This is a genomic window from Actinomycetaceae bacterium MB13-C1-2, from assembly GCA_035621235.1.
In the GTDB taxonomy this organism is placed as follows: Bacteria; Actinomycetota; Actinomycetes; order Actinomycetales; family Actinomycetaceae; genus Scrofimicrobium.
The window spans coordinates 523,861-547,525 of the sequence record CP141731.1 but is presented as its reverse complement, the minus strand read 5'-3'; the positions used below and the strand labels follow the sequence as shown (position 1 = coordinate 547,525).

The following is a 23,665-nucleotide window of genomic DNA, read 5'->3' as shown; positions in this document are numbered from 1 at the left end:
GCAGGGGATAAGGCGTCTGGCTCAGGGGGATAAGTCACTTGGATGAAACAATCTTGTAACGCCTGTTAGATAACCGTTCTGTCGGACGTATAGTTTTCGCATGAGAAGACAGATTCTTAGGCCCGTGGCTGGCGTCGTTGCGGGGGTCGCTTTGGCCTTCGGATTGGTGGCGTGTACTTCCAATGGTAGCGGTAGAGCGCCGACATCAGACAGTGGGAGTAGTTCTGACGGCGGGAGTGTTCTGCCGCCTCAGATCGTTGAAGGTACCGATCTGCAAGGCGGCTCGTTCACAATCACTAAGGATCAGCCACTGGTTGTCAACGTTGATGATCCAACCGAATGGACCGGCGAGACTGTGGATAAGGCGGTCGCCGAGTTCGTGGCGGGCCGCGATGACGGGTCTGCAGTTTTCAATCCGGGGTTTAGTGCGGTCGGCACCGGCACGACGGATGCTTCAATGACTGCCCCCGATGGAACAACCTACAGCTTCAAGATAAGCGTCTCGGACGAGGAGTAGCACCTAGTCGCGTTTGCGGAGGAACTGCCGATACGGCGGGCTTCCGACGCGCATTGCCTCCGACTGCGGAGCCGGCCATTTCCTCCCGTACGAGGCCGTGAGTTCTCGACACGTAATGTTCTATGCTTGCGCTTCCGGGAGGAACTGCTGGTACGAAGGTAGGTCAAGCATTCCGTGTCCGGACACTCCGACGACGATTACCTCTTCCCTATCCGAGTTGCGCGCCCGCTCAAATGCCGCAGTTAGTGCGTGATTGGATTCGGGTGCAGGCACGATTCCCTCGGTTCGGGCCAGCAGAAGTCCAGCATCGAACGCGTCTTTCTGTTCGACTGCCATGGGCTTGACGAGGCCCAGGTTCACCGTGTGGCTAAGCGCCGGGGCCATCCCGTGATAGCGCAACCCTCCGGCGTGGATCGGGTCTGGAACGAAATCGGTGCCCAGGGTGTACATCTTCAGCAGCGGAGTCATTCCAGAGAAATCTCCGTGGTCGTAGCGGTATTCCCCCTGCGTGAGTGACGGGCATGCAGATGGTTCAACTGCGATAATTTCAGTTTCCGCACCAGCCGTCAGAACATCCCTGAGGAACGGGAATGCGAGGCCGGCCAGGTTAGACCCGCCTCCGGCACAACCAATGACGACGTCTGCTCCGTCTTCGCCAGCTTCCTTGAGCTGATCGATTGCTTCTTGCCCAATCACCGTTTGGTGCAGGACAACGTGGTTCAGTACCGAGCCCAGCGCGTAACGAGCTTTCGGATCCTTGACCGCTGCCTCAACAGCTTCACTGACGGCCATACCGAGACTGCCAGAAGTGTCCGGCTGCTCCGCGAGAATTGCCCGCCCTGCCTCGGTAAGATCTGAAGGACTCGGGTGAACAGTGCCGCCGTACGTCTCCATTAGGTAGCGACGGTATGGCTTCGAGTCATACGAGGCGCGGACCTGCCAGACTTCGACCTCTACCCCGAATATTGCGCCGCCGAGGGCCAACGAGGAACCCCACTGCCCTGCCCCGGTTTCGGTGGTTAGCTTTGTGATGCCCTCTTTTGCGTTGTAGTACGCCTGCGGTAGCGCCGAGTTCGGTTTGTGGCTGCCGACGGGAGAGGCCCCCTCGTACTTCAAATAGATGCGTGACTTGGTTCCTAGCTCGCGTTCCAGGCGGTGAGCGCGAATGAGGGGAGTGCGCCTCCAAACTGAGTAAGCCTCCCGTACTTCTTCGGGGATGGGGATATAGCGTTCCGTGGAGAGTTCTTGCTCGGAGAGTTCCCGGGCGAAGATGCCGGACAGCTCATCTACGGTGATCGGCTCTTTGGTGCCGGGGTTGAGGTGCGGCGGGATTGGTTCGGGAAGATCGGCGTTGATGTTGTACCAGGCCTTGGGGACTGTGGGGAACGGATCGACTTCGTCGACCTTGATCGTTTCGCTTGTCACCTGGTCACTCATGGGATTCAACTTTCCATCAACTTCAATTCGCAACTATGGCTACCTGCATAGGTAGCGGTTCGATGCTAACCCGAACGGACAGCTGGTCGTAGAACTGTCTGAATCTGGGGAAGTCGTTTGCCGAGGGGTGGTAACCGCTCGGAAAGACGTCTTGTCGGACTAGGTTTTTGGTGTGGGTGGCGTGGGTGATCTCCGCCCATCGCACTAGAAAATTCGACTCTTCTGGGTGGCGCCGACGCGTCCACGAGGTTACTTCATTGTTGGATTTCCTGGCGTTGTGGGCGCGAAGCCGAATGGACCGATGTGCGATGTCACGGCAGCGGTGCGAGAATCGGACAATATCACTAGCAACACAGTTGGGGACTACGGTGGACAGTTCTATTGACTGGTCTATTCTGCCTCCGGGTACGGAGGCTGGAACATTTGATGCTCCATCGGGCCGACTGGCGACGGCAACGTGGGGGCCTAGGGACGGCGTTCCAGTATTGCTACTGCCAGGCATTACCGGATCAAAGGAGGACTTCTCCCTGATCGGTCCGGCGCTCGGCAGTAGTGGCTATCGGGCGGTGGCAGTAGACCTTGCCGGACAGTTCGCTTCCGGTGATGCTGGTCCCGATGAAAGCGGACACTGGTCACTCGACCTCCACACGGAGGATGCACTCGCGATACTGAGGAAGATAGGCCCGGCTCATCTCGTTGGTTACTCGTATTCAGGAGTCGTCGCCTCTCGCGTTGCGGTCACACACCCTGAGCTTCTTCGTTCTGTCGTCTATCTTTCCGCGCCACCATTATCCGGGGACTCTTTCCGGAAGATGAGGGTTGTCGGAGCTCTGTCGCGATTCGTAACGCCAAAGATGGGCTCGGCTATTCTGCGAGGTGCCATCCGTAACGGAATCAACTGGCTTCCTCGAAAACGCAAGGAGTTCATAAAGTATCGGCTGAAGTTCACCCAGAAGCAGAGTGTCGACGACACAATGGAGACGATGATGGCTGTTCCGGATTACGAGGAAGCTCTCGCAACCTCACCGCTTCCACGCCTAGTTACCGCTGGCTCTGGGGACCTCTGGTCCCTGAAGACACACAGGGCATTTGCCGACCGAGTAGGGGCGGAGTTTAAGTCGTATCGCAGCGGTCACAGCCCGGCCGAATCCAAACCGAAAGAGTATGCGAGAGATCTGATTGACTTCTTTCATAAAGTGGACGAGGGGAAGCTCGCCTCAGAGACCCCACTTTAGGTCGGCGCACACGGAGGATTTAGAGGTTAGGGCGCCGGGCGCCTCGACGTCGCGTGTGCCGATCAGGCTAAGTTCTACGCTGACCCAGATCTTTTGAGGCTGCCTCTTGAGGCAGAAGTCGTTTCCGAACCAGTGCCATCCTAGGACTAGTAGTCGTGGTGTCTTCTCCACCACGGGAGAATCTCCGGCCAGGTCACCCGCATAGTCCTCAGCGCCTTTCCGATTCGCGTTGCGAAGGCATGAGGCCCATCGAACGGCCTGGCAGAAACTCCGACTCGAAGGGTCTCGTCGTATACGGCGTTATCGCTAGGACGCATCCGAATCGACAGCTCAAAGTCATCGTGAATATCCGCACGATTAGAGAGAACCTTGTTCTTCATTCTTTCCCATAGAGCGACGCTCATTGCGGAGTTCGAGCCGAAGAGCACCGGGTTACCGAGCCACGGATTCATTATCGAAACCATTAGCCCTAGATAGCAGTGCTTCCCAAACCATCGGCTAAAGCGTGTTCCGCCGTAGAAGTCCCCCATGCCGGTGATCGCCAGGAGGGTCGGATCATCGGTGAAGGCGCGCTCGATCCTCTCAATCCAGTCCGGTGGCGGGACTGAATCGGCGTCCAGGCGGGCGATCACATCTGCGCCGCGTTTGGCTATCTCGTCGTAGGCCATCGAAGCGGCGGGCCAAATACCGATCTGTGATTGCTCCACGACTACCGCCCCGCCATCGTGTGCGACCTGCGCGGATTTGTCGTCTGAGCTGTTGTCGACGACCACGATGAAGGAGGGCTTTCGGGTTTGCCGGGCTAGGGCTTCAAGGCAGGTTCCAAGAAACTGGGCGTCATTTCGGCACGGTATTGCAACGCCTATTTTGAGTTGATCCGCAGGTACGCCCTGGCGGGGGTGATCCATCCGGTTGCTCCTCGGGCCTCGTGTTAAGGGGACGCAGTAGATGCTAGCCGGAACTTAGCTGGGATGCGCGAGCAGTATGAGTCCCCTCACCCCTGGAAAACAAGAGGCGCGGATGGCTTGCAGGCCCGGATCTCGAAAGAGCCGCGCGGAGGATTTACGTTCACAATTGTATTCTCACCCGGCTTCATCTCTGAAGTCTGAAATGGCTTTGACCTGCTGTTTTAGACTTCAAAACAGCGTTTGCGGAGGATGGGGGATTCGAACCCCCGAGGGCTTGCACCCAACACGCTTTCCAAGCGTGCGCCATAGGCCACTAGGCGAATCCTCCTGCGCATTCCCATGGGATCGCCACGGGAACGTGCCCGATAATACTAGCCCGCTGCTGGCTCGTCATTCCACTTAGGTCGGTGTGGGATCCGTCGTGAAAACGAACGCGCGCCGCTTCACTTGAGCAGTTCTTGTTCATAAGCGAGCCATATGAGCTTCATAGCTTCCTCATAGGTTGCATTGGTTTTCTTGTCGCAGTTGATGAATCGTTCATCGGAAGGAAAAACAATGAAACGCAACATTGCTAAGGGGGCGCTTGCTCCTCTTGCCGCGATACTTTTGATCGCCGGTTGCTCCACTACGGAAGCCACAGTTAGCGAAGACTCAACGATGTCGCCCTCCGAGACTGTTCAAGCCACGGAAGTGGCGCAGAGCGAAGAGATCACAGAGACCGCCACAGCAACTGCTGATTCGATCCTTGACGTTGACTGGAGTCAGCTTCCCTCCACGGATGTGACGCTCATCGACGAGGGCCTAACGATCACCGACCCTGGTACCTACGTTCTTAGTGGGAGCTCGACCGGGCAGGTGGTTGTGAACTCCGAGGGCTACGTTCGGATCGTTCTTTCAGGAGCCGCAATCAACAGTTCGGCGGGAGCTGCCATCCAAGTGGACAACGCCGAGGGAGTTGCCATTGAGACTACCGACGGTACTGACAACACCGTTTCCGATGCATCTACCAGGACTGATGAGGAGATTGGCGGTGCCATCTACTCCGCTGATGACCTGCTTCTGACCGGTGCGGGCACCCTTAACGTTACGGCTAACTTTGAGGACGGCATAGTCGGCAAGGACGACCTGTGGGTCGACTCTGGAACCATAAACGTAACCAGCGTTGACGATGGTATCCGTGGCACTGACTCTCTGAACGTCAGTGGCGGCACAATAACGATCGACGCACTTGGTGACGGCATGAAATCTAGCAACTCTACCGATCTGGGCAAGGGAAACCTGGTGATAACCGGAGGCGTCATCACCATCACAACGGGTGATGACGCAATCAAGGCCGAGCAAAGCCTGTCGATCGCAGGCGGAACAATCAACATTGTTCAATCGGTCGAGGGCATCGAAGCCCCGGTGATCGTCATTGATGGTGGGGATATCACGATCAACGCATCGGATGACGGGATCAATGCATCGACGTCGGACATCATCACCGATGGACTTAGCATCACGATCAATGATGGAAACCTGACTATCAACATGGGTGCCGGAGATACCGACGCTATTGACAGTAACGGGGATCTAACGATCAACGGTGGAACCGTCACCATTTTGGCGCAGTCTCCGTTCGACTACGACGGTGTTGGCACGCTGAACGGTGGAACCATCATCGTGAATGGAGAGCAGGTTTCCGAGCTCTACCAGATGATGATGGGTGGACCCATGGATGGTGGGATGGGCAGCGATCCAGGGATGGGTGGTCCCGGCGGAATGTAGCGTTGCCTCGTTGACCCAGTTTGGCTCCCTACTCAGACGTGAGTGGGGAGCCAAACTCTATTAGGAACTGGATCTGCTAGGAACTGGATCTGCTAGGAACTGGATCTGCTAGGAACTGGATCTGCTAGGAAGTGAATTGGCTAGCGATTGGATCCGATACTCGGGCTCACCAGGCAGCAACCCCGGCTCTGGTTTTCCAATCAGATAGGGAAACTCTTGGGCCGAATTCACGGCGTGTCGTCTCCCAATCTGATTGGCAAACCTGGAGGGGTGGCTAGGCGAGCGCAGCTAGGGCCGCCTCGTAATCCGGCTCCTGACCGATCTCGGGTACCTGCTCGGTATAGACGATCGTCCCGTCCTCGTCCAAGACCACAACAGCGCGGGAGAGCAGACCCTCAAGCGGACCGTCCACCATCGTCACGCCGTAGTCCTCACCGAACGAGGAACGGAAGGCTGATGTGACGATTACTCCATCGATGCCCTCGGCTCCGCAGAAACGTCCAAGGGCGAAAGGGAGGTCCTTCGAGACGCACACCACGGTGGTGCGATCCAGATTGGCGGCCAACTCATTGAATCGGCGTACTGCTGTTGCACAGACTCCGGTATCAATAGACGGAAAGATGTTCAAGATGACACGGCCTTGCGGCAGTGCGCCAAGTTCTATGGCATTGAGGTCAGAGTCAACCACCGTGAACTCTGGAGCAGCGGAACCAACTGCGGGTAGTTCCCCGATTGTGTGCACTGGATTTCCATGAAAAGCAATCTCACTCATATGACCATGGTCCCACTCTAAAGCCGATCTTGGTAGCCCCGAGGCTCGATGCCCGGATTGAGTCCTGCATCCACTTGTGAGTCTTCAATCCGGGCAGGAAATGACGCGCAACAAGTCCAGGCCACAACCCTCGCTATGCGAGAGCACGAGTACCCGACACCCAGGTGAGGCCAGTGGACTACTTGACCGGGGCCAGATTCAGAGAGCCAGCGGCCAGATCTATGTCAATCAGGTGCTGAGATGCCTGCGATGGATCAGTTCTTAAGCCGTTTGAAAAGGAACCCGCACCGACTTCTAGTTCGAGTGCGTACGCAACATCTGGCACCTTTAGGTTCATGGTGCCTGCTGCCACATCGACGTCGATATTTCGAGGGGGGATCCCGTCCAAAGACGCTGTTAGCGAGCCGGCTGCGAGGCTAAAGGACGCTTCTTGGACGTCCGTGAGATCTAGGTCCGCTCTCCCGCCAGCCAACTCGACATCGACGATTGCGAATGAGCCGGTCGTCGAGAATGAGCCCCCCGCCATTGAGACGTTGAGTTCGAGCGCTGAATCCTGCAGTGATTCTGGAAGCGTTAGAACTACCTGGGACCAGGGGTCATCGTCGAAATCCCAATCGTAGTTCCAACCGAAGAAGGAACCCCAGTTGCCCTCCTGCGTCACCCGTAGTGAGGCCCCGTCTCGACTCATATTCCATCCGGTATCGTGCCCCCCGGCGACCGCTAGTTCTGCCTCTTCGACCGGGCCGAACTCGACTGTGAAGTCAGAAGCGGCGGCATCGATATCAATCTCACTGATTCCGTCCGTGTTCAGCGGCTGCAGTGGTTGGACGGTGAGTGGCCCCGGAAGCGGGAACAAGCGCGACATGCCGCTCCCGATTGTGGCGATTAGCGCTATGGCACCGACAATCGCCACAACCAGCGTGATCGTCCGGGCCATGGGAGTTGACCCTGCATTTGGAGCCGTGGCCGGGCGTTCTTGCGGATTTGGGTACGTCATTTCCAAGCCTTTCTTGGTCCGGCCTCTGCGGGATTCGTCTGCGTCGCTCCGGCTGTGTTTTCTAGGTGAGCGAGTGTGGCTAAAACCCTTCGGTTGCCTGAATCATCTTGCTCAAGTTCGAGTTTCTGGAAGATCGAAGTTATGTGTTTCTCGATGCTGGCTTCCGAGAGAAATAGTTCCTCCGCGATTGCCTGGTTTGATCTACCCTCAGCCATCAGCGCGAGGACGGAGCGTTCGCGGGGCGTCAGCCTTTGCATCTTTACGTCCTGCTGCTTGCGCCCGATAAGTTGTGCAACAACCTCTGGATCGAGGATGGTCGCGCCACCGGCCACCTGCTCCAAAGAAGCGATGAACTCGTCAACGTCAGCGACGCGGTCTTTGAGGAGGTATCCGAGTGAGCCGGTGGACCCGCTTATCAACTCGCTCGCGTAGCGTTCCTCGACATACTGGGAGAGAACCAAAAGGGCAAGATCGGGATGATTCTCGCGAAGTCGGAGTGCAGCGCGAACCCCCTCGTCCGTGAACGTTGGAGGAAGTCGAACGTCGAGAATACAAAGATCGGGTTTCGAGGCGTCGACGGTAGCCTCAAGGTCCTCGATTCCAGGTAGTGCCGCCACCACCTGATGTCCAGAGAACTCAAGTAGGCGCGCCACCCCCTCGCGCAATAAAACAGAGTCTTCACAAATTAGAACGCGCATGGGACGCTAACCTCCAATGACGTCGGGCCGCCAGCGGGACTGTCGAGTCGGACCGACCCGCCAGCCGCGTTTACCCGATTGATGATTCCGTCGAGACCGCCGCCAGGAGTGACCCGGGCACCTCCGACTCCGTTGTCTTCCACTCTGGTCCACAGGTAGCCCGTACGAGGGGAGCCAGGAGTGGGATTGGGATTCGGTCGTAGTCTGACTGTTATCCGGCACTCCTCGGCCCGTGAGTGCTTCGCCGCGTTTGTTAGCGACTCGGCGATGGCAAAGTAGACGGCAGTTTCGGCCTCACGACTGGCGCGGGCGACCGGTGCGCCCGTGGCGTCAACGAGCCGTATATCTAGCCTGGTGGGGACGGGTGAGCGGCCAACCAGAGCGGAAAGTGCTGCGTCCAGGCCGCGGTCGTCAAGGACGGACGCATGGACACCTCGCGCAAGTTGCCTAAGTTCGGTGATGGCTGCCTTAGTTGAGGTGTGGGCTTCAGAGACTAGTTCCTTGGCCTTGTCAGGGTCTGTGTCAATTTGTTGTTGTGCTAGTCCTAGGGTCATGGCAACGGAGACAAGTCGAGGTTGAACTCCGTCGTGCAGGTCACGCTCAATCCGAGTCCGCTCGACTTCGGCTGCTCTGACCGCGCCCTCGCGCTGCATGAAGTTTGTCTGAGCTTGCATCTGGGCGCTTCGGGCTTGCTTCGACAGCTGGGTGGTACGAGCTGAGGAACTAATGATCGCGATGTTGGCCGCACGGATGCCGTACACCAACGCAACAGCGGCAAGCAGGCCGAGGAAGGCTCCGATCAGGTTCCACATCGGTCCGCCTCCGCCCCACCAAAGGCCGCCGGGAAGTAGATTACCGAGCATCCCATAGCCGTGATCAGGATGAACCCAGAAAAGTGAACCGTAGTCAGCCGGTGCGGTCCTGGCGATCAATGCTATCTGTGAGATGCCCCTAGGGATGGAGAAGACTGCGCCTTGAATGAGGGACAGCATTACCGTTCCGCCTACTGCGGAAATGAGGAAACTTCCCAGTGCCACCCACATGCGGCCGACTCCCAGCTGACTGAGTAGGGACCGAACCCACTCTTTGAAGCCGGGTCCTCTCGGGGAACTAAATGGAACGGGTTCGACGCCAAGGTGGTAAAGGCCATCGACCCTTAGAACCTCGAATGCTCCAATTCCGTAAAGGACGTAAACCAGGCCGACTAAGAAAAGCAGGCCGATACCGAGGACCATTAGTAGGCCAAGGCCGAGCCCGGCCAGGGTGAATACCGCTGCAATCGCAACCCAACCAAAAGTACCGAGTGCGCAGAGTTCAAGGAGGGTTAGGAAGAAGCGTCGCGGCGGCTTTGTCGTTGTCGCGACCTGACTGTTAGCTGGCTGCGCGGATTGGGTCGCGGGAGCCTGTGGTGGAAGGCCCTGGGGCGCCGCAGTGGGCGGCGTTGTGTGCGGATAAGGAGTTGTCATGTACTAAACGCTATGCCGCTGAGGGTCCCGATGTAACCGGGAGGCCCGGAGACTACGGTTAGGGATATCCCGAAAGCTCGGAGTGTCAGAAAGCAAAGACTAGCAAGTCCGCTTCTCAACTCTTCTGGATGAGGCTGGTTCACTTGGAAACATTCGGCTGTCCGCTAAGGCAACCGTTCGTTGTGTAGACTTATGGGCGGTCCCCGTGCGACGGCATCCCCTGAACCTCCCCAGGGCCGGAAGGCAGCAAGGATAGGGGCGCTCTGTCGGGTGCGCGGGGGCCACTTAATTTCTAGAGTGACGCCGCGGCGCTGCTGGAGCCTGGCGCAGGACATCGTTTTGACGGTGGTTCGTTCTAAGGTCTAGGTGTGACGACAGCTCTGTATCGCAGGTATCGACCCGACACGTTTCAGGACGTGATTGGGCAGGAACACGTAACGACAGCTCTTCAGAACGCCCTATCCTCCGGGCGGATCGCGCATGCCTTCCTCTTTTCGGGTCCTCGTGGTTGTGGGAAGACGACGTCGGCCAGAATTCTTGCGCGGAGCCTGAACTGCGCCGAGGGCCCTACACCAACGCCATGCGGCAAATGCGAGTCTTGTATTGAGCTTGCGTCGGGTGGTCCCGGATCTCTCGACGTTATGGAGATAGATGCGGCTTCGAACTCGGGCGTTGACGATGCTCGTAGTCTTCGTGAGCGCGCTGAGTTCGCTCCGAGTCGTGACCGATACCGTATCTTCATTCTAGACGAGGCCCATATGGTGACCTCGCACGGGTTCAACGCGTTGCTAAAGCTGGTTGAAGAACCTCCTGAGCACGTGAAGTTTATTTTCGCGACGACCGAACCGGACAAGGTTATTTCGACGATTCGCTCGCGTACTCATCACTATCCGTTCAGGCTTGTACCGCCGAATGTCTTGATGCCGTATCTAAGGAAGATATGTGTTCAGGAGAAGGTAACAATCGATGAGGCGGCACTCCCTTTAGTGGTTCGCGCCGGTGGCGGTTCGGTTCGTGATTCTCTGTCGGTTTTGGATCAACTGATTGCCGGCTCGGATGGAAATGTGACTTTAGAGCAGGCCACGCACCTGCTGGGCTTTACGGATGCTGCGTTGTTGGATCGCATGGTTGAGGCACTCGGAGTGGGCGATGGAGCCGGTGCGTTTTCGGTTGTGGAAGAAGTCGTCGGGGGAGGTCATGAGCCCAGGCGCTTCGCCCAGGACTTGCTTCAACGTCTGCGAGACATGATTGTCGCTGCGCTCGCGGGCCCCGAGCGGTCCCAGGACATTCTGCTTGGAGTTCCTAGCGATCAGCTGGCCACGATGCTCTCTCAGGCTGAGCGGTGGGGCACCAAACTAATGTCGCGGCGGGCCGACCTGGTAGAAGAAGCGCTCCGGGAGATGACCGGCGCAACTGCACCTAGGTTGCAACTAGAATTGCTGATCGCGCGGTTGTTGGTGGAGCAACCATCGGGCGAGTCTGGCGCCACTGTGCCAGTGGCAACTTACGTCTCTCCTGTTGAGTCCACCCCCACTTCTTCCAAAAAGAGTGGGGTTCGATCAACGCCCGGTCCTGCGAATCCTTCCATCTCTCCGCGTCGTGACAATCATTCTGTCTCTCTACAGACGGATGGTCATTCTTCAGATCCGTCTTCGGCAAGGGTAGGCAAAAGTTCAACGCCCGATCCCGTGACTCCATCTGTTACGACCAGCGGATCGACGCCCATGTCCGAGGTTCCTGCTGCAGAGAACGCCGGGTCGTCGCATGGTCCCTCGACTGCCTCCCTTTCTACAAGCCGGGATGTTCGCCCTTCGGGTTCGGTTCCAACTGAGGAGCCGCAAGTTGCGGTTACGTCCGCTTCGACCGAGATCAAAGAGTCTTCTGTGCAAAACACAGGGCCGGAAGCGACCGCCCCACAGCAGTCTCCCGCTGCCAGTTCTCAGGAATCAGAATCTCGAAGCACGCCGTCGGCACCCCCCAAAGCGTCTGGGTCTTCTGCTGAGGATGTGGCTCCATCCGAGGACGAAGTTCGTTCGCAGTGGCGACCCCTGCTCTCAGCGATGGGGGCCCGATCAGCTCTGTACGGTTCGCTTCTGGGGGCAACCCGCGGTGTTGGATCCGTCGGCGGTACCGTTCGTTTTACGTTCGCTGAAGAGGGCTACGTCAGGCGATTCAAGAACATGAAGGGCGAGCAGGACCTGGGTGAGGTGCTTTCAGAGATATTCGGTATGCATCTCACCGCAGAGGTGGGCACGGCGGAGCAACTAGCTGGGAAAACAACTGTTGAGGAAGTGTCTCCGGGGTCAAGTAAACCTGAGTCGATTCCCGCAACTGCCGAGTCCATCGGAACTCAATCTGGGGGTTCGCACTCTAGCGATCCGAGCGATAAATCCCCGGAGTCTGCTGATTTGCCGGACTATTCGGATGAGGATGAGCCTCCGATTGACGAGTCTTCTATGGAATCCTCGGCAGAGGAGCCCCCAACCGCCAACTCTGCGTCGTTAGACGCGACGTATCCCGAACATGATCTTTCGTCAGGAAGCGGTGACGCCAGTTCTCTTCGTAGCGAGGTTCGGGGAGAGCCCGGTGGCACGAACTCCAATCCGAGTGCAACCACCGAGATGCCAGAAAATGAAATTAATGAGGCTCGATACCGGGGAATGCCTGCGACTGAAAGAGTCCTAAACATTCTGGGGGGCCAGATAATTGATGAGGTTTTCGAGCAAGCGGAGGATGAATGAGTAGCTTTCAGGGTGCAATTCAGGACCTGATCGACGAACTCGGTGCACTCCCTGGCATCGGGCCCAAGAGTGCACAGCGGCTTGCCTTTTATCTTCTGAACGAGGACGAGGTGACTGTTGAGCGACTGGTTCAGGCCATCCAAACTGTGAAGCGTGACGTCCACTTTTGTGTCATCTGTGGCAACGTCACCGAGGGCGAGAAGTGCCAGATCTGTGAGGACCCACGCCGCGATCAGACTGTCCTCTGCGTGGTTGAGGAAGCCAAAGATATTAGCGCAATTGAAAAAACCCGCGTCTTCCGGGGCCTGTACCACGTCCTTGGGGGAGTAATCGATCCGTTGGCCGGGGTGGGTGCTGAGCAACTCCGAGTGCGCGAGTTGTTTGCACGCCTTGCCGACGGCACGGTTACCGAGATCATCCTCGCCACCAATCCGACTGTTGAGGGTGAGGCGACAGCCTCGTTCATCGCTCGAAGCGTGTCGACGATGGGGGTGAAGGCCACTCGGCTAGCATCTGGACTCCCGGTTGGTGGGGACCTTGAGTATGCTGACGAGATCACCCTCGGTAGGGCCCTAGAAGGTCGTCAGAGCGTCTAGGGTGTGTTTCCTAAATCCCTGCGCGCTGTGGTGATCGGGAAATCCGCGCTTACTACGTTGTTATCGTCGGCTTTACCACCAGCAAAGCCTCCTCTTCCGCGTTACAACCACGAATTTCCCGGGCATCCTCGCCCGAGCACAGATTTAGGAGACACACCCTAGAAAAATGGGGCCCGACACTTTCGTGCCAGACCCCATCTTCGACGTTAAGAGTTACTTGCTTTCCTGCTCTGCGATCTGAAAGCGAACCTCGTCCATATCTACTTCTCGGATCTGCTTGATCAGATCGGCCAACGCTGGGCCAGGAAGAGCGCCAGCCTGTCGGAAGATCGCGATGCCATCGCGGAAGGCCATCAGCGTCGGGATCGAAGTAATCTGTGCCATCGCCGCAAGTTCGTTCTGAGCGTCCGTGTCGACTTTGCCGAAGACGATGTCCGAGTTTTCCTCAGATGCCTTGTCATAAACCGGAGCGAACTGACGGCACGGACCGCACCAGGCCGCCCAGAAATCGACCAGGACGATTGGGTTATCGGTTATGGTCTTCTCAAAGTCTTCGTTAGTCAGGTTTACTGTGCTCATTTGAATTCCTAAGTCTTGTTGGCTCCCCGTAAAAGCGTTCTAGAACGAGCCTATGTCCACCTGTGCGAAACACGCCACCATATACGCCTAGGGAGTATTCAAGAACACACGCAAGTACATAGCGGGTGTGACAGTATTTCGCGATGCTGTGCGCTAGACAATCATGTCGGACGACCCAACTGTAGGCTCCTAACGAAGCGAAGTAGGTACTCCTGAGGCGAGGACCAGCCCGGGTCCGCTGGTGCAATGATCTTCAGGCTGTATTTCGTTACTCGCTTTCCACTAGCATCCGAGAATCCCGATATCGACAGCATGTTGGAGTGTTCCAATGAGATGAGCAAATCGGGAAATTCTGATATCCGGCTATTTTGGTCGTGCCATAGCTTCGATACAAGCCTTGACGATAGGGATGTTTGTCGGGAGCCAGGGCAGGCTAAGCGCTTCTTTTGGTGAGGTCCAGACGAGGGATTGGTGAGACCCCAGCATCTGCGCTTCCTCTCCCGGTGCCAACTCTGAAAACCAGACCCACATGACACGGCCGCCGAGGATTGGCCAGGGCGCGAACCCGAGCCCGGCCGTCGGAAGTTCATGTCCTTCGTCTACCATTTTGGCAAATGCAGCTTCTGGGGCGGGGACAGGATTGCCAGGAATGATCTCTACGCCCAATTCCTCGCGAATTTCGCGGAAGAGGGCGGTCTGGGCGTCCTCGCCCTCGTCCACCTTTCCGCCTGGAAGCTCGAACATTCCAGCGAGGGACTTGGGGTAGGAGCGCTCGGCGGCGAGTAGTAGCGTTGGGTTTTCGAGGGAGTCGACGATTGCTGTTGCGACGACGGGGCGAGGAGACATAGAACGATCCTGGCACACTCGCGCGTAGAGACTATGTGAGGCGTGAGAGTAACCGAGGAGCTGGGTGGGGATGCAGAGTGGCCCCGGAGCGTTCCAGGGTCGGTGGACATCGCGAGGGGTGGGTGCGAAGCACTTAGAAACGTTGATAGACTCTACGGGTCTCACAGAGATTTGCGGGCGTAGTTCATCGGTAGAATGGAAGCTTCCCAAGCTTCAGAGGCGGGTTCGATTCCCGTCGCCCGCTCCACTTAGACTTGTAAGCACAAAAAATGAGACCACAAAAGGCGACGATGCCGGAAGTATCTAGGGAACTGTGTGAGTAGCGCCTTCATTTTTGTTGGTCTTTTGCGTCTGGCCAACCGCCAGCGAAAGTGATCGTTAACGAATGGTGAGGTGTAGGCATTTCAGTGGTACTACTGCTCAGTCGGGAAACGGTCCCCGGATCGTACCAACCTTTGGAACCTAGCACTCAGGCTCTCAATCGCGTTCGTAGAACAAATGACCACAAGGAATATTCTCGCTCGCACTACTATTGGCAGGACACATATCGACAAGGAGGTCGTCAATGCCAGAGTTGCTCCAGGTTCTCTACGCTAAGGGCACACGGGAGGGATATGACAAACTAAAAAGGTTGGAAGCACTCAGCGATGAGAGCCCCGAACTTTACCCGCATCTAGATGAGTTTATTTCGATGCTTGACAGCGAGAAATATGTGATTCGCGTGCGTGGTTTTCGCCTTATCTGTAGGCAAGCGCGGTGGGACACCGACAACCGCATTAACCGAAGCATTGAGAGAGTCCTCGATTTTCTCGATGACGAGAAGCCGACAGCAGTACGGATGGGTTTGGCTGCCCTCCATCACCTGATTGATTTCAAACCTGAGCTCCACGAGATACTAAAAGAAAGAATTCAGGATCTCGATCCTGACCGATACAAAGACAGCGTGTCTCCACTGATCACCAAGGATGCCCAAAAGCTCCTCGATGCCATCGCGGAACTTAGCTAGTCTCTCCCGGGGCATCTGATATCATCCAAGAGGACACTATGCTGGGTGTTCCCGCGCCGATGCATAGCGATCTCCGCTCAAGCAATCTGAACGCATATCAAAACGCACTGCTATCAGCGATGAAAACATCACCGAAAAGCAAGCAACCCCACGGAGCCGTTACCCCACCACTCCCCGAATACGCCACAACCATACACGATTTGCCCAACCTCTTGACGTTGCCGCTAACCTTTTGACGAGGACCACTCAGAACGGCATACCTTTTGACGTTTGCCTAAACGTCGATTTATCCGAAAGGGTCACTTAACATCTGATGGTGTCTGGAGGACACCCGCAGAGTGTTTTTCAGACACCATGTGTGTGACAGTAATCGAGTGGGCCCCCGCTGCCGGAGGCAGTAGGGGATCCCGTCGCCCGCTCCACTAGGACAACGGAATGGATACGTTGATACTTGTCGGGTAGTTGGTTTCTGTGCGTGACCCGTCTTCTGCGGGCGGCTCTTCTGGGACACTGATGGTGGGCTCGGGGCGTGACCCGATTGGATACTGACGGTCCCGAGGGGCCTGTCCTTCGCTTGATATGTCCGCCCCGAGCCACTACCTGGAGGCCATGGGAGACATGACCTCATAGGAGCGTGATGCTCCCGTGAGTTACTCGCATTTCTCATGGTAGCTGTCCCGTCAACGTCTTGTCTGCTCCTGATGGTCCTCCAGTGACAACTGAAGTCACGTTTCGCATGGAGGGAGTGGAAGATCATGAGGAATCAGGAAGTATTCATCTTGGACGGTGGTGTCCCTGAAGTGGAGTTCTGGGTGGGAATAGACACTCACAGTGAAACCCACACTGTTGCGGTCCTTGATGCCGCTGGTAGGACCTTGATGACTGGCACGTATCCGGCAACCAAGACTGGATATCAGGAAGTGGTGGAAGGGCTTGTATGCCTGGGGAGACCGGCACAATTTCGGGTTGGTGTGGAAGGGACAAACTCGTATGGAGCGGGGTTGTCTAGAACCCTGCAGACTGCTGGCTTTGAGGTTTTTGAGGTGTTGCGTCCTGCCCGGCGGGTGCGGCGTATGGATGGTAAGTCTGACCCGATTGACGCGGTAGAAGCGGCTCGAACTTTGATGAGTGGCCGAGGGGTGTCGGTCCCGAAAAACGGTGTCGGACACGCTGAATCGCTCAGGTATCTTCATGCCGCTCGCGATAAGTACGTTGGGATGATGACGGCAATATCGAACGCAGTCCTAGCTCTTGTCGTTACCGCGCCCGTGTCTTTGCGTGAGAAATACGCCCAGAAGACCACAGAGAAAACCATTGCAGCTCTTGCCGCTTGTAGGCCCGGCATGAGGGACCATGCTGGTACTGATTATCATGTCCTGTCTGCTTTGAGGTCTATGGCGCAAACATACGGTGACCTCAAAGAAGAAGCTGGCAGGCTTGAGGAACAAATGCGGGTCATCCTTGAGGACCATTACCGTGCCCTGCTGGCTATTTACGGGGTCGGTGTCGTCGCTGCGGCCGACTTGGCTGTCACCGCTGGCGATAACCCTGAGCGGATCCGTTCCGAAGCGGCTTTCGCGAAGCTCTGCGGCGCCTGTCCCATCCCTGCTTCCAGTGGTAAAACTAACCGTCACCGGTTGAATCGGGGCGGGGACCGGCGCGCAAACAGGGCTTTGCATCGAATAGCTCTGGTACGTATGTCATCCCACCGGGAAACACGTGCTTATGTGGAGAAACAGACCCAGCGGGGGAAGGGGAAGAAGGAGATTCTTCGCCAGCTCAAACGCTTTATATGTCGCGAGATCTATCGGGCACTGGTCAAACCCGAGACCATCAAGCAGCCCGTTGTGGGATCGGAACTACGAGCACAACGCGAGGCGCAGGGTTTTACCCGACCCCAGGTCGCTAAAATCCTCGGAACCTGGCCATCTAGGATCAGCGATATCGAAAGAGACAGATTCCCAGCGCTCGAACTTCGCGGCAAATACCACGACTGGCTCCAAACCAACCAAACCCAAGTGATCACGCTCACGCCAGAACAGCAAAAAGCCGCTTGACACACAATAGGAGCATCAAGCCGTAACCGATTGATCCCCTGAACGCCTATCCCCAGTTTTCCGCGTTGTTCCGCGGTTTTTGGCGGTCGGCATGCTCGCCCGAGAGAGCCTAGCCAGGCAAGAAATGACTCTGGACAGGCCCTCGGCAGACCAATTTTGCCCGACCAATGCCTTGCACCCCTCAAAGTTGAATACAGGGTGTATTCAAATTCTTGGCCGGAAGGGCCAGGGGTTTCAATTTCGGGCCAGGGGTTTCAACTTGGGTGCAGATGGTTGCAAACGACAAATCGACCCTGGTTGAAACAGGCATGCTGTCGTTCGCAGAGTTCTAAACAGTGGACGATGCGCTTGCGACCATGGCACTTCGGATCACCCTCACCGGGCTGCGGTAGGTCTTCGCGAGACCTTGCTCGCTTCAGGTGGCCGACCGGTCAGACTCTCGGTTCGTCTTTGAACCGAATCGTAACCGTGCCGTCCGTGCTTATCTCAGCTTCCTCGACGAGCACGTTCCACGCTTGGGGCGTGTAGTCTAGGGGCGGCTGGGTTTGTAGGTAGTCGTGGACTCGGTGGGCTAGGCAGCTACGGGTCTCCAGGTCCTGGATGGCCCGCGCGACTTTGATGCGTTGGGCGCCTATCAAGGTGCGTCTCTGGGGACGAGGGGACTGTTTCAGGAACGGTGTTTCCGGCGGTTTTATTTAGTAGGTCTCCGCGGCCGGCCAGCGGTGTGCGAAGGTTATGGCGAATGCGTTGAGAGCGGGCTTCCATCGCATTGTCCATCGGACTCGTCCCGCACCTGTCGGGTCGAGTGATCTAGTGACAAGATACAGGCACTTTAGTGCCGCCTGTTCTGTCGGGAAATGCCCCCTGGCTCGAACCGCTCTGCCGTATCTGGAATTGAGGGATTCTATCGCGTTGGTTGAGCAGATCACCTTTCGGATCTCGACGTCATAATCTAGGAAGGGAATGAACTCCTCCCACGCGTTCTCCCAGAGGCGGATGATCGCCGCGTACTTTTTGCCCCACTTCTCATCGAGGTCATCCAGGGCTGCCCGGGCGGCGTTGTGGTTCGGTGCGGTATAGATCGGCTTCACGTCACGTTTGAGGGCATCCCAGTCCTTCTTCGATGCCAACCGGAAGGTGTTACGGATTAGGTGGATGATGCAAGTCTGCACCGTCGTCAGTGGCCACACGTTGCCAACGACTTCGGGTAGGCCCTTGAGTCCGTCACAGACGAGGAAGAACGAGCTTGTCAAATAGTTTGTGTTTGGGGGTTAGTAAATGTGGGGGTTGACGCGGTCGGGGTAGGCGACTGCGAGTTGGGCTAGGGCTTGTTTCCAGTTGGTGGTTACATGTCCTTGGATTAGTCTTCCTGATGCTTTTCGGTCTTTACCTCTCTTTCCTTTATCTCGTTGTCTTTCGGCCGCTCTTTTGTCTTCGATGTTGCAGATCCCAAGCCATAGCAGTTTCACTGCCGCTTCATCGTTTGGGAACTGGCCGCGGTTCTTACTGATTTTGCGTAGCTGGTAGTTCAGTGACTCGATCGCGTTGGTCGTGTAAATGACGCGGCGTAGCTCTGGGGGGAACTCCAGGAACGGGGTGAACCGGTCCCACGCTGACTGCCAAGTACTCACCGTCGCGGGGTTCTTTGCCCCCAGATCGCTCTTCGCGAAAGCGCTGAGTGCTTCGGCCGCGGCGTCGGCATCAACGGCCGTGTAAATGGGTCTAAGCGCTGCGGAGACCTTTTTACGGTCTTGGTAGTTCACGAACCGCATCGAGGCGCGAATCAGGTGCACCACGCAGGTCTGGACTATGGTTTCAGGCCAGGTAGCTTCCACGGCTTCGGGCAGGCCGGTGAGCCCATCACAACAAACAATGAGGACATCGGCTACGCCGCGGTTACGCAGATTAGAGCACACCGAGGCCCAGAAACTAGCGCCTTCGTTGTTTTGAACCCAGATCCCCAGGACGTGTTTGACACCGTCCATGTCAACGCCAATGGCGATATGAGCGGCTTTAGAACGCACATGAGATCCATCCCTGACTTTCACGCGGATCGCGTCTAGATACATGACGGGGTAGAACTCATCCAGGGGCCGTTTTTGCCATTCCAGGACGGCCTCTAACACGGCGTCAGTGATGTTCGAGATCGTCTCGTGGGATAAGTCAGTGCCAATGGTCTGGCTCAGGTGCCACTGGATTTCCCTTATCGTCATTCCCCCCGCATAAAGGCTGATGATCATGTCATCTAGGCCTCCCAGACGCCGCGATCCTTTCGGGACCAGGCGCGGGGTGAAAGAACCATCCCGGTCCCTTGGTATCGAGACCTCAATCGGGCCTACCTCGGTGGCAACTGACTTAGGGTATGAGCCATTCCTTGAGTTCGCAGCCCCTACGGCTTCCTTAGATTCCCGATCGCCCGCAGCGTAACCCAAATGCGAGGTCATCTCCGCTTCTAAACCGCGTTCCAAAGCAGTCTTGATCAGTGCGGGAATGAGACCGCCATCGCCTGTTAGTTCCACTTCACCGCTATCAATGCGGGCAAACAAATCAGCCAGAGCCCCAGAATCCTCAAGCTCTTTCGCTAAACGATTTGTTGCCTCACTGTTCTTATCAATCAAATCGATCTCGTCCAAATCAATCGTTCGTGTATCCAACGCCAGCACAGCCTTTCAGATCAAGCCATACACAAACAATCTGACAGGCTCGGAAGAACGTGTCTTTGACGCCCCGGTTCTTGATATCGGTCAGGACACTCATCCAGAACTTCGCACCCTCACCCCCAGACCCGGTCCAGAGCCCAAGAACATCCTTTTCCCCGGCCAGGGTGACACCGATCGCGGCATAGATGGGCCGGTTGGCGACCTGCCCATCACGGATCTTCACCACAATCGCGTCAATGAAGATTGCCGCATAGACCTCGTCCAGTGGCCTAGCGGACCAGTCGTTCATCTCCTCGATCACCTTGTCCGTGATCCGGGAGATCGTCTCCTTCGAGACCGAGGCGCCATAGATCTGAGCGAAGTGCGCGCTGATCTCACCGGTCGTCAACCCGTTGGCATACAACGACAACACGATCTCCTCTACCCCGTTTAGGCGGCGTTGGCGTTTCTTCACGATCTGCGGCTCGAACGACCCGTCACGATCCCGCGGGACCTCGATCGTGACCTGCCCAGTCGCCTCGGTCAGCACCGTCTTCTGCCTGGTCCCGTTACGCACGTTCGAGGACTCACGCCCGGGATCGGCGCGGTTCTTCTCATGCCCGAGATGCTCGGTCATCTCCTCATTCAGCGCCGCCTCAAGCACGTTCTTCGTGAACAACTTCAACAACCCGTCCGGCCCCGTCAGGGCAAGGCCCTGCTCTTTGGCCAAGCGGACGAGCTCGGCCGCCGCAGCAGCCTCCGCAGAGCGGTCATCATCATCATGTTTCTTTGGACTCACAAACCCCAGTGTCGTCGTCATCACGGCACCTTCCCCGCCACGCAACACGCGCGGCGTGTCAAGCCGGAAACACCGTTAAATCCACAGTCCCAAAGTTGACACCAATCGAATACGAAACAATCATGGTCCCAGCTGCAACACTCGCAGCATGACTAGGAACTGTCACCTAAACCTTCAGCAGACCCAGAGGTCCAACTCAGGTGAAAGGCGACGCCGTCGCGGTGAGGGAGGTCCATCCTGGCGCGGCTAGGACCAATCCATCATGTCCAATTGCCTGGCTGCGCTACACCCGAACTGGCAACTCTACTGGGGGCGCAGCAATCGAAAGTGCCGCCAGTACAACCTGGCGCCTCCCGGCCCGGCTATCCAGGACCTGTTGGACCGCGTCGCAGAGAGCAAGAACCCTGTCTTCTTCGACTGAAACCTATTGCCGTCTGCACCGAAAGGTGTTCGGCGGCCAACTAACGCTTTCCTTGTTCTCCGCTCCCAAGGGGAGTGCAAGAGGGTCGCGTAGCGCTCACAGGTGCCTGGTTGACTTTCTTCTTTTCATCTCGCCTGCATAAAGTAGCGCCAAAGTACCCGCAGACACCAGAGCAACCGGAGTCCAGAAGATCCAGGCGCCCGCTCCGACACCCGTCTCAGGCAGCTCATCCGGCACGGCAGTTTCTACCTCCCCGTCCGTTTCCAAGCTGGAGATCTCCACCCTGATGGAAACGGATTCTGATTCTTCCGGGTCAGCCCCGTAAACCGGGCCTCCCAAAAAGAACAAGGAGCCAAGAACCGCAACCAATAACCCAGTAATTCTTCGGCCCATTTCACAAAATTCCCTGAGAGTTAGCGGCTTCCTGGCGCCCTTCTTCTCTGGCTTGAGAGAGAAGAGCGGATAGCTTACGCCGCGACCGTAGCCGCTCCCACAACAGCGCTACAACAAGTAAGGTCACGCCGCTCACAACCGCGATTTGCGGCCAGGGCATAGTGATTATCCTGGTGTTGGCAGTGACTGGGGCCAACTTAGTACTGTCCCCGTCCATAGTGATCATGGTTGGTTCGGCAACCACTTCGGTGGCGGCGACAAACAGTGGCCACACTCCAGGCACTCTGGCAGAGATCGTGCGTGAATCACCCGGCAACAATTCCTGAATGTGCTCATCCGAAGCAGGATACGCAATTTCAAGGCCGCGAACTTTCACTATCCCCTCAGCAAGAAGTCGCACATTACCCCGATTACTTACATCAAAAGTCACGGTAACGCTTCCCGCCTTTGTTGGATTCCAGGACTGATGATATTCCCCCCTCACCCCGGAAATCTCCAAGCTGGGGTTTAGCTCCCCGGAGACACGAGTGGTTACCCTGACGCCGATTCGGTTCTCAACTCCCATTTTGGTTCCATCGTCCGCCGTCTGAATGGACAATACTGACGCGGTAATGCCTGCGGCATGATCACCCGGTTCGGCCTCGAAAGGAACGGTCAGTGAGAATGGGATAAGTTCTGTTTGCCCAGCTGGCACCACAACTGACTCGTCAATGGAGACCCAAGTCCCCGCATCCGTAGATTCTTCACCCAAAGGAAGGGTATCGAACCGCCCAGTTCTGTTAAAAAAACCGTCTGAGGAAAGAAGCTGGAAAGTCACTTCCTGATCCGAAAGATTAGTTAGTGCAAGGTACTCTTCCACTGTTTCTCCCGGGTCAAGCTCATGGCTAATTGAAGATCTCCCATCAGGGCCTTCCAAATCTGCGGGGACCAGCGACCATTTGACCGGGTCGGTGTCCGCTGCAAAAACAGGAACTGCAGCGAACACCGCGCCCACAAGTGCAAGAAGAGCCAGCACCAAACTCACTGAGGCCAACCGCAATGCTGGTCGCGGCGCTCTGTCTATTCTCAAGTTGATGATTGGTTTCTCCTCCCGCTGTCAAGCCGCAGCTTCTCTTAGTATGCGTCCTCCCACAGGCTGAGGGTCAGAGTTGCCGAGTAGTTACCAGGAGCAACAGTCGCCCCTGTCTTCAGGAATAGGTCAGCGTTTGCCTCCCAGCTTCCCGTGGCAGACCCGGCGGAATCGAGCGACAGTGCCAGGAGTTCTTCCCCGACAAGACCAGTGTTGTTACCCGGCTGGGTCGCGGTATCCATGACGGTCATGACTTCATCTCCCACCACGACCCCGTCTTCCTCAGCGGTCTCCTCATCGCTTACCAGGGCAGGTCTCCATCCCAGGTGACCCGCCTCAATCACGTCTCCTACTCCGGGGGCACTGAACGCAGAGGACTGTCCCGTTACGTACCAGTAGAGCCCGTCCTCGACAAATGTTCTGGTGTCCTCAACGGTGACTGTTGGCAGCGTTCCCCGGAACTCTCTTTGAGCAGGGTCAGCGGATGTTATCTCGGTGAGGGTGGTCGCGTTCGCTGCGACGGTCATGGAGAGTGCACCAGTCGGTGCGGGGGCGCTGATGTCAACTCCGATTTCAACTTCTGCATCTTCAGTGGCGTCTGCTGCCATAGCCGCACCTGCGGTGCCTGCGAGCAGAGTGGTACCGAGTGCGGCAGCTCCAATTCTGGCGACAAACTTCTTTGTTTTCATTCTTCTTTCCTCCCGGCCAGACCACCTGGCCGA

At 56.8% G+C, this 23,665-nt stretch carries 20 protein-coding genes, 2 tRNA genes, 1 other RNA gene and 2 pseudogenes; 10 read left to right on the top strand and 15 right to left on the bottom strand.

Going from position 1 to position 23,665, the window contains the following annotated elements; genetic code table 11:
* The first annotated feature begins 100 nt into the window (after nt 1-100).
* Nucleotides 101-517: a hypothetical protein gene (locus U6G28_02260; GenBank protein WRS30532.1), complete on the top strand. Its 417-nt coding sequence runs from the start codon at nt 101-103 to the stop codon at nt 515-517.
* Between the two features lie 120 nt (nt 518-637).
* On the opposite strand, the gene U6G28_02255 is transcribed toward U6G28_02260, so the two are convergent.
* The gene (locus U6G28_02255) at nt 638-1,954 is read right to left on the bottom strand and encodes a TrpB-like pyridoxal phosphate-dependent enzyme (GenBank protein ID WRS30531.1); all 1,317 of its coding nucleotides are present in this window, start codon (nt 1,952-1,954) and stop codon (nt 638-640) included.
* A 368-nt stretch (nt 1,955-2,322) separates the two neighbouring features.
* Here U6G28_02255 and U6G28_02250 point away from each other — a divergent pair, with 368 nt between their 5' ends.
* Nucleotides 2,323-3,189 (top strand): alpha/beta hydrolase, encoded by an 867-nt coding sequence (locus U6G28_02250; protein WRS30530.1) that lies wholly within the window; start codon nt 2,323-2,325, stop codon nt 3,187-3,189.
* 146 nt (nt 3,190-3,335) lie between these two features.
* Here U6G28_02250 and U6G28_02245 read toward each other — a convergent pair whose 3' ends face one another.
* Both U6G28_02245 and U6G28_02240 read right to left on the bottom strand, forming a co-directional pair.
* Nucleotides 3,336-4,097, bottom strand: coding sequence for a glycosyltransferase family A protein (locus U6G28_02245; GenBank protein WRS30529.1), 762 nt, complete (start codon nt 4,095-4,097; stop codon nt 3,336-3,338).
* A gap of 243 nt (nt 4,098-4,340) precedes the next feature.
* Nucleotides 4,341-4,425, bottom strand: a tRNA-Ser gene (locus U6G28_02240).
* Between the two features lie 227 nt (nt 4,426-4,652).
* Here U6G28_02240 and U6G28_02235 point away from each other — a divergent pair.
* Complete coding sequence (locus U6G28_02235) at nt 4,653-5,864, top strand: carbohydrate-binding domain-containing protein (GenBank protein ID WRS30528.1); 1,212 nt, start codon at nt 4,653-4,655, stop codon at nt 5,862-5,864.
* A 274-nt stretch (nt 5,865-6,138) separates the two neighbouring features.
* Here the strand turns inward: U6G28_02235 and tpx are convergent, their stop codons facing one another.
* The 4 genes from tpx to U6G28_02215 all read right to left on the bottom strand — a co-directional run bounded on the left by tpx (nt 6,139) and on the right by U6G28_02215 (nt 9,797).
* Entirely contained in the window at nt 6,139-6,636 is a 498-nt protein-coding gene (gene tpx, locus U6G28_02230) for a thiol peroxidase (protein ID WRS30527.1), read from the bottom strand.
* Between the two features lie 178 nt (nt 6,637-6,814).
* Complete coding sequence (locus U6G28_02225; protein WRS30526.1) at nt 6,815-7,633, bottom strand: DUF4097 family beta strand repeat-containing protein; 819 nt, start codon at nt 7,631-7,633, stop codon at nt 6,815-6,817.
* A complete protein-coding gene (locus U6G28_02220; GenBank protein WRS30525.1) occupies nt 7,630-8,331 on the bottom strand; it encodes a response regulator transcription factor in 702 nt (233 codons plus the stop codon). The genes U6G28_02225 and U6G28_02220 overlap by 4 nt, the downstream gene beginning before the upstream one ends.
* The gene (locus tag U6G28_02215; GenBank protein WRS30524.1) at nt 8,319-9,797 is read right to left on the bottom strand and encodes a sensor histidine kinase; all 1,479 of its coding nucleotides are present in this window, start codon (nt 9,795-9,797) and stop codon (nt 8,319-8,321) included. The genes U6G28_02220 and U6G28_02215 overlap by 13 nt, the downstream gene beginning before the upstream one ends.
* Before the next feature lie 194 nt (nt 9,798-9,991).
* Here U6G28_02215 and ffs point away from each other — a divergent pair.
* From ffs to recR, 3 genes are all read left to right on the top strand, one after another.
* An RNA gene (gene ffs, locus U6G28_02210) (signal recognition particle sRNA small type) lies at nt 9,992-10,087 on the top strand.
* Nucleotides 10,088-10,165: 78 nt separating this feature from the next.
* The gene (locus U6G28_02205) at nt 10,166-12,538 is read left to right on the top strand and encodes a DNA polymerase III subunit gamma and tau (GenBank protein ID WRS30523.1); all 2,373 of its coding nucleotides are present in this window, start codon (nt 10,166-10,168) and stop codon (nt 12,536-12,538) included.
* Entirely contained in the window at nt 12,535-13,134 is a 600-nt protein-coding gene (recR, locus tag U6G28_02200) for a recombination mediator RecR (protein ID WRS30522.1), read from the top strand. The genes U6G28_02205 and recR overlap by 4 nt, the downstream gene beginning before the upstream one ends.
* A 213-nt stretch (nt 13,135-13,347) precedes the next feature.
* Here recR and trxA read toward each other — a convergent pair whose 3' ends face one another.
* Nucleotides 13,348-13,713 carry a thioredoxin gene (gene trxA / locus U6G28_02195; protein ID WRS30521.1) on the bottom strand — a complete coding sequence of 122 codons (366 nt, stop codon included), beginning with the start codon at nt 13,711-13,713 and terminating at the stop codon, nt 13,348-13,350.
* A gap of 363 nt (nt 13,714-14,076) precedes the next feature.
* Entirely contained in the window at nt 14,077-14,559 is a 483-nt protein-coding gene (locus U6G28_02190; GenBank protein WRS30520.1) for an NUDIX domain-containing protein, read from the bottom strand.
* 173 nt (nt 14,560-14,732) lie between these two features.
* Here U6G28_02190 and U6G28_02185 point away from each other — a divergent pair.
* From U6G28_02185 to U6G28_02175, 3 genes are all read left to right on the top strand, one after another.
* Nucleotides 14,733-14,806: transfer RNA gene (locus tag U6G28_02185), tRNA-Gly, on the top strand.
* 318 nt (nt 14,807-15,124) lie between these two features.
* Nucleotides 15,125-15,565, top strand: coding sequence for a hypothetical protein (locus tag U6G28_02180; protein WRS30519.1), 441 nt, complete (start codon nt 15,125-15,127; stop codon nt 15,563-15,565).
* Nucleotides 15,566-16,320: 755 nt separating this feature from the next.
* On the top strand, nt 16,321-17,622 hold the full coding sequence (locus U6G28_02175; protein WRS30518.1) for an IS110 family transposase: 1,302 nt from the start codon (nt 16,321-16,323) through the stop codon (nt 17,620-17,622).
* Nucleotides 17,623-18,317: 695 nt separating this feature from the next.
* On the opposite strand, the pseudogene U6G28_02170 reads toward U6G28_02175, so the two are convergent.
* From U6G28_02170 to U6G28_02160, 3 genes and pseudogenes are all read right to left on the bottom strand, one after another.
* A pseudogene (locus U6G28_02170) lies at nt 18,318-18,866 on the bottom strand (transposase).
* Between the two features lie 27 nt (nt 18,867-18,893).
* Nucleotides 18,894-20,246 carry an IS256 family transposase gene (locus tag U6G28_02165; protein ID WRS31178.1) on the bottom strand — a complete coding sequence of 451 codons (1,353 nt, stop codon included), beginning with the start codon at nt 20,244-20,246 and terminating at the stop codon, nt 18,894-18,896.
* A gap of 82 nt (nt 20,247-20,328) precedes the next feature.
* Nucleotides 20,329-21,081, bottom strand: a pseudogene (locus U6G28_02160) (IS256 family transposase).
* Nucleotides 21,082-21,322: 241 nt separating this feature from the next.
* Here U6G28_02160 and U6G28_02155 point away from each other — a divergent pair.
* On the top strand, nt 21,323-21,481 hold the full coding sequence (locus U6G28_02155) for a DUF3024 domain-containing protein (protein WRS30517.1): 159 nt from the start codon (nt 21,323-21,325) through the stop codon (nt 21,479-21,481).
* Nucleotides 21,482-21,577: 96 nt separating this feature from the next.
* Here U6G28_02155 and U6G28_02150 read toward each other — a convergent pair whose 3' ends face one another.
* The 3 genes from U6G28_02150 to U6G28_02140 form a co-directional block, all read right to left on the bottom strand.
* Nucleotides 21,578-21,874: a hypothetical protein gene (locus U6G28_02150; GenBank protein WRS30516.1), complete on the bottom strand. Its 297-nt coding sequence runs from the start codon at nt 21,872-21,874 to the stop codon at nt 21,578-21,580.
* A 1-nt stretch (nt 21,875) separates the two neighbouring features.
* Nucleotides 21,876-22,898 (bottom strand): hypothetical protein, encoded by a 1,023-nt coding sequence (locus U6G28_02145; GenBank protein WRS30515.1) that lies wholly within the window; start codon nt 22,896-22,898, stop codon nt 21,876-21,878.
* A gap of 89 nt (nt 22,899-22,987) precedes the next feature.
* Nucleotides 22,988-23,632, bottom strand: coding sequence for a hypothetical protein (locus U6G28_02140; GenBank protein WRS30514.1), 645 nt, complete (start codon nt 23,630-23,632; stop codon nt 22,988-22,990).
* Nucleotides 23,633-23,665: the final 33 nt, after the last annotated feature.

What these genes read in the sequence shown, in the direction of transcription:
- U6G28_02190 (WRS30520.1), bottom strand. Translation starts at nt 14,559, where the DNA reads ATGTCTCCTCGCCCCGTCGTCGCAACAGCAATCGTCGACTCCCTCGAA.
- U6G28_02175 (WRS30518.1), top strand. Translation starts at nt 16,321, where the DNA reads ATGAGGAATCAGGAAGTATTCATCTTGGACGGTGGTGTCCCTGAAGTG.
- tpx (WRS30527.1), bottom strand. Translation starts at nt 6,636, where the DNA reads ATGAGTGAGATTGCTTTTCATGGAAATCCAGTGCACACAATCGGGGAA.
- U6G28_02215 (WRS30524.1), bottom strand. Translation starts at nt 9,797, where the DNA reads ATGACAACTCCTTATCCGCACACAACGCCGCCCACTGCGGCGCCCCAG.
- U6G28_02255 (WRS30531.1), bottom strand. Translation starts at nt 1,954, where the DNA reads ATGAGTGACCAGGTGACAAGCGAAACGATCAAGGTCGACGAAGTCGAT.
- U6G28_02180 (WRS30519.1), top strand. Translation starts at nt 15,125, where the DNA reads ATGCCAGAGTTGCTCCAGGTTCTCTACGCTAAGGGCACACGGGAGGGA.
- U6G28_02235 (WRS30528.1), top strand. Translation starts at nt 4,653, where the DNA reads ATGAAACGCAACATTGCTAAGGGGGCGCTTGCTCCTCTTGCCGCGATA.
- U6G28_02225 (WRS30526.1), bottom strand. Translation starts at nt 7,633, where the DNA reads ATGACGTACCCAAATCCGCAAGAACGCCCGGCCACGGCTCCAAATGCA.
- U6G28_02150 (WRS30516.1), bottom strand. Translation starts at nt 21,874, where the DNA reads ATGGGCCGAAGAATTACTGGGTTATTGGTTGCGGTTCTTGGCTCCTTG.
- U6G28_02140 (WRS30514.1), bottom strand. Translation starts at nt 23,632, where the DNA reads ATGAAAACAAAGAAGTTTGTCGCCAGAATTGGAGCTGCCGCACTCGGT.
- U6G28_02220 (WRS30525.1), bottom strand. Translation starts at nt 8,331, where the DNA reads ATGCGCGTTCTAATTTGTGAAGACTCTGTTTTATTGCGCGAGGGGGTG.
- trxA (WRS30521.1), bottom strand. Translation starts at nt 13,713, where the DNA reads ATGAGCACAGTAAACCTGACTAACGAAGACTTTGAGAAGACCATAACC.
- U6G28_02260 (WRS30532.1), top strand. Translation starts at nt 101, where the DNA reads ATGAGAAGACAGATTCTTAGGCCCGTGGCTGGCGTCGTTGCGGGGGTC.
- recR (WRS30522.1), top strand. Translation starts at nt 12,535, where the DNA reads ATGAGTAGCTTTCAGGGTGCAATTCAGGACCTGATCGACGAACTCGGT.
- U6G28_02245 (WRS30529.1), bottom strand. Translation starts at nt 4,097, where the DNA reads ATGGATCACCCCCGCCAGGGCGTACCTGCGGATCAACTCAAAATAGGC.
- U6G28_02155 (WRS30517.1), top strand. Translation starts at nt 21,323, where the DNA reads ATGTCCAATTGCCTGGCTGCGCTACACCCGAACTGGCAACTCTACTGG.